At 43.8% G+C, this 8,920-nt stretch carries 8 protein-coding genes; 5 read left to right on the forward strand and 3 right to left on the reverse strand.

Annotated features, from left to right (window positions below):
• Window positions 1-4: 4 nt before the first annotated feature.
• Window positions 5-463: a hypothetical protein gene (locus BW716_RS26630; RefSeq protein ID WP_143709055.1), complete on the reverse strand. Its 459-nt coding sequence runs from the start codon at window positions 461-463 to the stop codon at window positions 5-7.
• Between the two features lie 197 nt (window positions 464-660).
• Here BW716_RS26630 and BW716_RS26635 point away from each other — a divergent pair, with 197 nt between their 5' ends.
• Both BW716_RS26635 and BW716_RS26640 read left to right on the forward strand, forming a co-directional pair.
• Window positions 661-858 (forward strand): hypothetical protein, encoded by a 198-nt coding sequence (locus BW716_RS26635; protein WP_083728719.1) that lies wholly within the window; start codon window positions 661-663, stop codon window positions 856-858.
• Window positions 859-864: 6 nt separating this feature from the next.
• Window positions 865-3,309 carry an outer membrane beta-barrel family protein gene (locus tag BW716_RS26640; protein ID WP_083728721.1) on the forward strand — a complete coding sequence of 815 codons (2,445 nt, stop codon included), beginning with the start codon at window positions 865-867 and terminating at the stop codon, window positions 3,307-3,309.
• Between the two features lie 216 nt (window positions 3,310-3,525).
• Here BW716_RS26640 and BW716_RS26645 read toward each other — a convergent pair whose 3' ends face one another.
• Window positions 3,526-3,963, reverse strand: coding sequence for a CBS domain-containing protein (locus tag BW716_RS26645; RefSeq protein ID WP_083728723.1), 438 nt, complete (start codon window positions 3,961-3,963; stop codon window positions 3,526-3,528).
• 195 nt (window positions 3,964-4,158) lie between these two features.
• On the opposite strand from BW716_RS26645, the gene BW716_RS26650 reads away from it, so the two are divergent.
• Together BW716_RS26650 and BW716_RS26655 are read left to right on the forward strand one after the other, a co-directional pair.
• Window positions 4,159-5,289, forward strand: a complete 1,131-nt coding sequence (locus BW716_RS26650) for a glycoside hydrolase family 105 protein (protein ID WP_083728725.1) — start codon at window positions 4,159-4,161, stop codon at window positions 5,287-5,289.
• 298 nt (window positions 5,290-5,587) lie between these two features.
• Complete coding sequence (locus tag BW716_RS26655; protein WP_083728727.1) at window positions 5,588-7,516, forward strand: glycoside hydrolase family 97 protein; 1,929 nt, start codon at window positions 5,588-5,590, stop codon at window positions 7,514-7,516.
• Between the two features lie 162 nt (window positions 7,517-7,678).
• Here BW716_RS26655 and BW716_RS26660 read toward each other — a convergent pair whose 3' ends face one another.
• On the reverse strand, window positions 7,679-8,032 hold the full coding sequence (locus tag BW716_RS26660; protein ID WP_083728729.1) for a helix-turn-helix domain-containing protein: 354 nt from the start codon (window positions 8,030-8,032) through the stop codon (window positions 7,679-7,681).
• A gap of 90 nt (window positions 8,033-8,122) precedes the next feature.
• On the opposite strand from BW716_RS26660, the gene BW716_RS26665 reads away from it, so the two are divergent.
• The gene (locus tag BW716_RS26665) at window positions 8,123-8,779 is read left to right on the forward strand and encodes an NAD(P)H-dependent oxidoreductase (protein WP_083728731.1); all 657 of its coding nucleotides are present in this window, start codon (window positions 8,123-8,125) and stop codon (window positions 8,777-8,779) included.
• Window positions 8,780-8,920 lie beyond the last annotated feature (141 nt).

Raw genomic sequence — 8,920 nt, forward strand, 5'->3', positions numbered from 1 at the left:
ATTATTAATCCAATCTTTCAAGATAATACCAGGTACCACTATACCAGGAGTTATACAAAACCAGATAACCATTCTTTGTTTCCAACGGACGCAAGTCAAAATCATCTGACTCACCTCCTGCCACACCACTCAAATTCATCCTATAATAAATTTGTGTCTGTTTCTCAACATCATATATCCATTGCATCGCATAATTAGATACCGTGTCATTCTTTGACCAGATCAGAGAATCAGCCGTAATACGAATGTAAAAGTTGGTATACAATGTAGTATCCTGCAAAGAAGGCATTGACCCGGGACCATAAATTGTTTGTGCCACCTTAAAAGAACCGGTTGAATACTTTTGAATTACATCGAGGCTTTCCTTGGCAAAAGAATGGTTATCCTCAATTACAAACGGCGTATCTTTCTTGCAAGAAGCCATTACGAACACTAACAGGCTAATAATCAGACATCTATTCATAAGGGTATAGGTTTTCAAGGATATATTGAACATTTTAATAATACAAATTTATTAAAATTTTTAATAATTCCTTACAAAATGGCATTCTGTGTGAAAATTGATGTTTTGCCCATTTTACTCCCGGATATTTTTAAAAAAAAGAACGACCTTCCTGCAACCTTTTTTCACCCCCGTCGTCTTTCTATAAAACAACCTATATGAAAAAGGTATTCATATTCACCATTATAACCCTGGGTATGCTTACCATCATCGCGCTGGAAGGCCGTTCCCTACATGACCAACAACTAAGGGATCACTGTTATGACCAAAAGATCTTACCGGTGTTCCTCCTAAACTTTGGATACGAATGGACGAAACCCATAGGTCACGACCACAGCCATCAACTAGAGATCTGATTGTTTATGAAAAAACTCATTTTGCTTATTCTGCTTACCTACGTAGGCAACAGGGAATGCTTTGCCCAGAATGTGAATGGGAAAATCACCGTCAAAGTGATTGACGGGAAAGGGCAACCCCTGCCATTTGCCAGTGTCGTATTGCGGCAATCGAAAGATTCCACCCTCGTAAAGGGGGAGCTGAGTGCAGCAGATGGCAGTGCCAGTTTTGAGAAAATCAACACAGGTCACTACTTTATACAGTCCTCCCTGGTAGGTTACCAAACAGCTTATACACCGGCTTTCTCCATTGATCCCCAACATACAGCTATACAGTTTGCAAATATGACATTGTCCAGCTCTTCCAAAAATTTACAGGGCGTGACCGTCACAGCTCAGAAACCTTTTATTGAGAGAAAAGAAGGAGCGACTGTATTGAATGTAGAAAGCAGCGTGGCCGCCGCAGGCAGTACTGTACTGGATGTACTGCGCCGTGCACCGGGTGTACAGATTGATAAAGATGATAATATACTCTTAAAAGGAAATGGTGGGGTCACCGTCATGCTCGACGGAAAACTCACCTACCTGAGCGGCGAACAACTCGCCAACCTGCTGAAAAGTTTGCCGGCAGAAACGGTCTCACAAATTGAGATCATGACTTCTCCTTCCGCCAAATATGATGCTGCCGGCAACAGTGGGATTATTAATATTAAAACAAAAAAAGGAGTCGCAACAGGTATCAACGGCTCCGTAAACGGTAGTGGAGGTTTTGGCCGGTATGGATTCTGGAATACCGGCTTAAACCTAAACTGGCGAACTGAAAAGTTCAATGCCTTTGGAAATTACAATCATGGAGACAGGCATTTTTATAACCAGCGCCTGGCCACACGGGTGGTGAATGGAGATAATAAGGAGGAAGCACAGTACTTTTCGGCCCCCCAGTTCGGGAAAAGGAACTTTATCAGTAACGGGTATAAATTAGGGTTTGATTATTTCATTACCCCTAAACATACGGTGGGAGTGTTGCTGAATGGAAATAACAATTTCTTTCGCAGTAATATTTTCAATACAACGAATATTTATCAATTGGGTCATTCCTCATTGGATTCTGCCCTTTATTCGGTAACGAACAATGACCACAACTTTAACACCAATACCATCAATGTAAATTATAAAGGTCAGTTGGATACACTCGGTACAGAAGTGAGTATAGATGCGGATTATGCGAAATTCGGTTACCACCGCAGGGTGTATTTGAATGATAGCATGTACTATCCTGAAGATCCGCTCAATAAGAATCCCCATGCGATCAGGAACTTCACGACGACCAATATTACGATCAAAAGTATTAAGGGGGATTTAGTACTGCCTTTCAACAAAACGACCAGATTGGAAACGGGTGTGAAGGGCAGTTTTGTCACGACAGACAACGTACTGCTGTACGACTCATTATATGGGGGCAAGTATATACCGGCGCTCTCGCAAAGCAATCATTTTATTTATACGGAGAATGTGCTGGCGGCATATGGGTTGATTAAGAAATCATTTAAGAACGGTACAGATGCGCAACTGGGCTTGCGGGTGGAAGGGACGTCGTCAGCAGGGAATTCGGTGACTTACAATTCTGTTGTGAAGCGGCGTTATGTGAGTTTCTTCCCGAACTTTTCGGCGGATCATACTTTTAGTAAGGACCATAAGCTGGGGGTGACGTATGCAAGGAGAATCAACAGGCCGGAGTATGAGGATCTGAATCCGTTTATATTTTATTCTGACAGGTATACGTATGGCAGGGGAAATCCTTATCTGCAACCTGAGTTTACGAATATCGTGGAGCTGACGTATTCATTTAAGCAGAAGTATATATTGAGTTTGAGTTATGACAGGACAGAGAATTTTATATCGGAGTTTTTAGAGCAGAACGATTCCACCAAAGTGACGACGAGTTATGACAAGAACTATGATTACAGGCAGGGGTGGCATGTATCCCTGACAGTGCCGGTCAATCCAACAAAGTGGTGGAGTATCAATAATAACCTGAACATGAACTATAATTACTATGCACTGAAGGATTCGGGGATGAATATTGTGAATTCAGCTGTCGGGGCACATTTTGAAACGACATCTACGTTTACATTGCCGGGGGACTGGAAGATAGAAGTGAATGCGTATGGAGGTACGCCTTTTCAGTGGGGAGTATGGAGAGGCAAGGCGTATTATGCAATCGGTGGCGGCGTGCAGAAGACGCTGTTTGATAAAAAACTAAACATGAAGTTGAACTTTACGGATGTAACGAATGGGGATCAGTTCAGGGGTGCAGCGGTGTATGGGAATGTAGATTTTCATATCCATAATCAGTGGCAGAACCGGACGGCGACGTTAAGTGCGACGTATAGTTTTGGGAATAGTAAGATCAAGGGGGCGAGAGAAAGGCAGACGGCCACGAGTGCGGAGGCGAAGCGATCAGGAGGTTGAGGATTTCTTGCCTGGATAGGCGGGAAGGTGGTTGAGGATTTCTTTGCCTGAAGAGGTGGTTTTAAGTGCTGAAGAATGAATCGAAACGGCAGTCTTTGCTTGCTGGCAGAAAAGTTTCTTTCATTCAGACTTCATTCAGACGGATAAGTTTTTTTTAGGTTTTGACATATAAAATAAAACGGCTGTCCCTTTTTTACCGGGCAGCCGTTTTTACTTTTACCTGGTACCTTTTATATAACCTTCAAGGTTATTTATAATATACTTTTGCTCATCAATAACGTGCTTGACCACATCCCCTATGGAGATCATGCCTACCAGCCTGTTTTGATGGTCAATGACCGGTAAGTGGCGGATGTGCTTTTCCGTCATTTTTACCATACAATCCTCAATCGAATCATTTTCGGTGACGGAGTAAGGGTGTTCTGTCATGATCTCCCTGATAAGGGTTTCCCTGGAGGCGCGGCCTTTTAAGATCACCCTGCGGGCGTAGTCACGTTCAGAGAAGATACCAAGGAGTTTTTCATTGTCTAAAACAATGAGTGCGCCAACGTTTTTGTCAACCAGCACACTGAGTGCATCGAAGACGGTACTATCGGGATCGATGGAGTAGACTGCATGGCCTTTGACCTGCAGAATGTCGCGTACTGTTCCCATAACGAGGAGTTTTTGGAGGTGAAGAAAAGAGTACTGCTTTATTTCCAAGTTAAGAATTTTGGAGCAAAAAACCGCCTTCAAGGTTAAATTCCGTCCTTAACGTAAATTTCGTTGACAAAATATTGCATTACAAAATTTTAAATATTACTTTACGCCAATTTTACATCAAAATCTACCCTATAACATTCATCATATATGAATTATCGAACACAATTCCGGGTTTTGATCGCTACGTCAGCGTTGTTCGTGAATCTGGGAGGGACATTTGGCCAAAAAATATTCAAGGAATGGCCCCTTGGCAATGAACCGGCCGTTATTGGTCCTTATGTAGCTAATCACTATGTAGCATCTAACTTTGACAACTTTGGGTCTTCTGAGGCCCCTACTTCCATTACTTATCCTGAAGTACTCACCTGGTACGGCGCCCTGCAACTGGCCAAAGTAACGGGTGATAAAGCCCTTGCCGAAAAGCTGGCACTCAGGTATGAACCACTCGTGGCGCAGGCACACCATATGATGCCTACTCCCGACATGCTGGAACACAGCGTATTTGGCGCTGTTCCGCTGGAACTTTACCTTCAGACCAACCAGAACCGTTACCTTGACGTAGGTAAGCCTTTTGCAGACCAGCAGTGGGAACTGCCCGAAGGTCCTAAACCGGAACAACAGGTATTAGCCGGCAGAGGCCTCTCCTGGCAGTCACGTATGCAGGTAGAAGATATGTTCCTCTTCACCCTGTTGCAAACACAGGCTTTTCGTGCGACCGGTACCAAAGAATATATCAACAGGGCAGCGACTGAGCTGGCCGTGTACATAGACGCCTTACAGCAACCAACAGGTTTATTCAACCAATCGGCAGACGTTCCCATTTACTGGAGCCGTGGTAATGGTTGGGCAGCAGCAAGTATGGCATTAATACTCAATTACTTACCTGTTGAAAATCCAAACCGCGCCCACATCCTGGATAGCTATAAGAAAATGATGGCCGCCCTGAAACAGTATCAGACACCTGATTTTAAATGGGGACAGATCATAGATGATGAAAAGAGCTGGACGGAGAATTCCGGTGGGGCAATGTTCACTTATGCACTCGTAATGGGGGTGAAAAGGAAATGGCTGGAAGATGAGGCGTACGGTACAATGGCCAGAAATGCGTGGATGGCGGTTGTGAAAGGGCTCAATGAAGCGGGAGATCTGAAGGATATTTGTGAAGAGACAAAGAAGCGGAATGATCCAAATTATTACCTCAACAGGGAGAAAGTAACGGGTAGCCTGGTGGGTCAGGCGCCGGTGTTATGGACTGCCGCGTTGTTGCTGGATAAGTAATGATCATCTAATTGCATATAGGCCGCTGTTACCACGGGTAGCAGCGGCTTTTTTCTGAAAATGGTTTTCATTCCCCGTTGGTGAATAACCTTTTTCATAAATGTTTTTTCTGAAAATGGTGTTCATGCCTGTTTGTGAACTTCCTTTTTTATGAATGTTTTTTTGGAATGGGGGTTCCTCCCTTGGGATAAATCCCCGGCAGTAGCAGCCGATTTTTCTGAAAATAGTTTTCCTCCCTTGGGGTAAATTATCTCTTTCAGGATTGTTTTTATACCTTTAAAAAAACTCAGGTCTATTTATGAAATTCCACCCATGGCTTGCATGCGCCTTCCTGTTAGGAAGTGCCTCCGCCATTCATGCACAACAAAAATTTACTCTACTATCACCCGACAAGTCTATTACCTTGTCCGTATCCGTAGGCGCCAATATCACCTACAGCATATCGCAGGATAACAAGCCTTTGATCGGTAACTCGGTGGTTTCCTTCAACAAAGGCAACTGGAAAGTGAGCAAATCAAAACAAAGCTCACACGAAGGGCAGCTCACGCCCATCGTAAAACAAAAAACTACCACCATTGAAGATCGCTACAATGAGCTGCATATTGATTTTAACAACGCATTGTCGCTGGAATGGCGGGCATATGACAATGGAGTTGCCTGGCATTGGATAAGCCGCGAAAAGGGCCCTTATAAGGTCACAGACGAGCAGGCAGAATTCAATATGGACAAGACAGGCAAAGCGTGGTATCCGCAGGAAGAAAGTTTCTATTCTCATAATGAACGGAAATATATTCCTTATGGGGTGGGTGAAATAGACGAAAACAAGTTGGCTAGTCTGCCGGCATTGTTCGAAGTCAACGGTACGAAACTCCTTATCACAGAATCAGGTTTATACAACTACGCAGGTATGTGGCTACGTGGCGGCAACAGTATCCATGGGGTGTTTCCGCATTTTCCAAAAGCAGTGAAAATCACCAGCGACAGAGATGAGCAGGTCGAATCAAGGCAGGATTATATTGCAGAGCTGAAAGGTCCGCAGGCGTTTCCATGGAGAATAGTCATGATCGCACGCAAAGACGGGGACCTGCTTACCAACCAACTGGTCTACCAGCTGGCACCCGATGCCAAAGGCGATTTTAGTTGGGTAAAACCCGGTAAAGTACAGTGGGACTGGTGGCATTACAACAATGTATACGATGTAGATTTCAGGGCAGGTATTAACAATGATACGTACAAATACTACATTGATGTGGCCAGCAAATATGGTATTGAATATGTATTGCTGGATGAAGGCTGGTGCAGTACCCGCGACCTCTTTAGCCTGGCGCCGGATATCAATGTAAAAGAACTGGTGGCATATGGAAAGAAACGTCATGTAGATATATTGTTGTGGAGCAGCTGGATGGTGCTGAACCAGCAGATGGATATGGCACTGGATACCTTTGCAGCATGGGGCGTGAAAGGGATTAAGGTAGACTTTATGCAAAGAGATGATCAGCCAATGGTACAGTACTATGAAAAGGTGGCGAATGCAGCTGCTAAAAGGCAGTTACTCGTCGATTTTCATGGGGCGTACAAACCTGTTGGATGGCTGCGTACACATCCGAATGTATTGACGTCAGAGGGTGTGATGGGCAATGAGATCAGTAAGTTTGCGAACCTGATTGATCCGGTACATACCACTACCCTACCCTTCATCAGGCAGGTAGCAGGGCCGATGGATTTTACGCCAGGCGGTATGATCAATGTACAGAAAGACCAATGGAGTGCACAACCGGCAGAGCCGATGACATTGGGTACGAGATGTAATCAATTAGCCATGTACATTGTATTCGAAAGTCCGTTGCAGATGTTGTGTGATATACCCACACATTACCTGCATGAGCCGGAGGCAATGGAGTTGTTGAGTAAGGTGCCGGTGCAATGGGCAAAGACGATTCCTTTGCAGGCAAAGGTGGGGGAATATGTGGTGATGGCGAGACAGGCGCTGAATGGAGATTGGTATGTGGCAGGGATGACGAATTGGGATGCGAGAGATGTGGAGGTGGATTTGTCTTTTTTACCGGCAGGTACTTATCAGATGCAGTTATGGAAGGATGGGGTGAATGCGGATAAGAATGCGAAGGATTTTAAGTTGGAGAAGAGAGCGATAGGAAGTGGTGCGAGGTTGCCGCTGAAGATGGCACCGGGTGGTGGGTTTGTGGTGAGGTTGAGTGGGGCCATGTAGCAAGATGGAGTGTGGATTTGTGATAAGGTTAAGAGGAGCGATGTGACACGATCGAAATAAGTTTTTCATAAAATTAAAAAAGGAGTTTCTTTAATGAGACTCCTTTTTTAATTCAATAAGGGTTGTATCAGTTTTTGCATGAATGGTGATCACAGCATCATTTCATCTACTTTGGTGTTGTACCCCCCACTCTTCCAGTTGTTTCCATATTGGCGCCAGACTCCTGGCACTTTCAGTCAAACTATATTCCACACGTGGCGGCACTTCTGCATACGCTGTTCTGATAATCAGGCCATCCTTTTCCATCTCCTGCAAGTGTAAGGTCAGCATACGATCAGAGATATCCGGTATATGCTCTTTCAACTCTCCAAACCGCATGGTACGCTTTTCCAGCTTATACAAAATAACCAGTTTCCACCTACCGCCAAGCACACTGATCGCATAAGTCGTAGCGCAAAACGAATTTAGATTTTTCTGGTTGATACTATTCGAAGAACTTTCCTTACGTTTTCCCATTACTTACAAATTTGTGTGAAGCACACAATTAGCTTCACTATTATTCATTCCACCACTGCCATTTACTTTTGTAAAAAGCTACATAAAATTATGAAAATACTGATAGTTTTAGCGCATCCGGAATTACAGAGTATGAATGGCGCGATGTATCATACTGCAATCGAGACCTTGCAGGCAGAAGGACATGAAGTAAAGGTAAGTGATCTTTACAGACAGGCATTTGATCCGGTGTCGGACAGAAGGAATTTTACGACAGTGCATAACCCTTCCTATTTTAAGCAGCAGCTGGAAGAGAAGGATGGCGTTTTCTCTCCTGACATTGAAACAGAGCAGCAGAAAGTAGAATGGTGTGATATGATGATCTGGCAGTTTCCTTTGTGGTGGTTTACTGTACCGGGGATATTGAAAGGCTGGGTGGATAAGGTATTTGCTTATGGTCGTTTTTATGGAGAGGCAAAATGTTATGAGAATGGGGTGCTTAAAGGCAAGAAAGCTTTGTTGTCATTGACCACCGGTGGTACTGCCGAAAAGTATGAAAAAACAGGGGAGCATGGAGATATAGATGCGATATTAAAACCGATAAACAGAGGGATGTTGGAGTTTGTAGGGTTTAGTGTGTTGGAGCCGCAGGTGGTGTATGCACCGGTGAGAATGACTGAGGAAGAGAGAGAAGGGGTGCTTCGGAATTATGGAGAAAGATTGAAAGGGATATTTGAAGAGGAGTTGCTGAGTGTAGGAAATTATTAGATTATAATGCTCGTAATAGGAATTTATTAGATTAGCTGACTGTAAGGATTTATTAGCTTAAAAACCTGATTGAAGACTTTTCTTAAATTAAAAAGAGCGTGTATCAAAAGAAATACACGCTCTTTTTCTTTGAAAATAGTT

Origin of the sequence: [Flexibacter] sp. ATCC 35208 (genome assembly GCF_001975825.1) — a bacterium.
Classification (GTDB): domain Bacteria; phylum Bacteroidota; class Bacteroidia; order Chitinophagales; family Chitinophagaceae; genus Chitinophaga.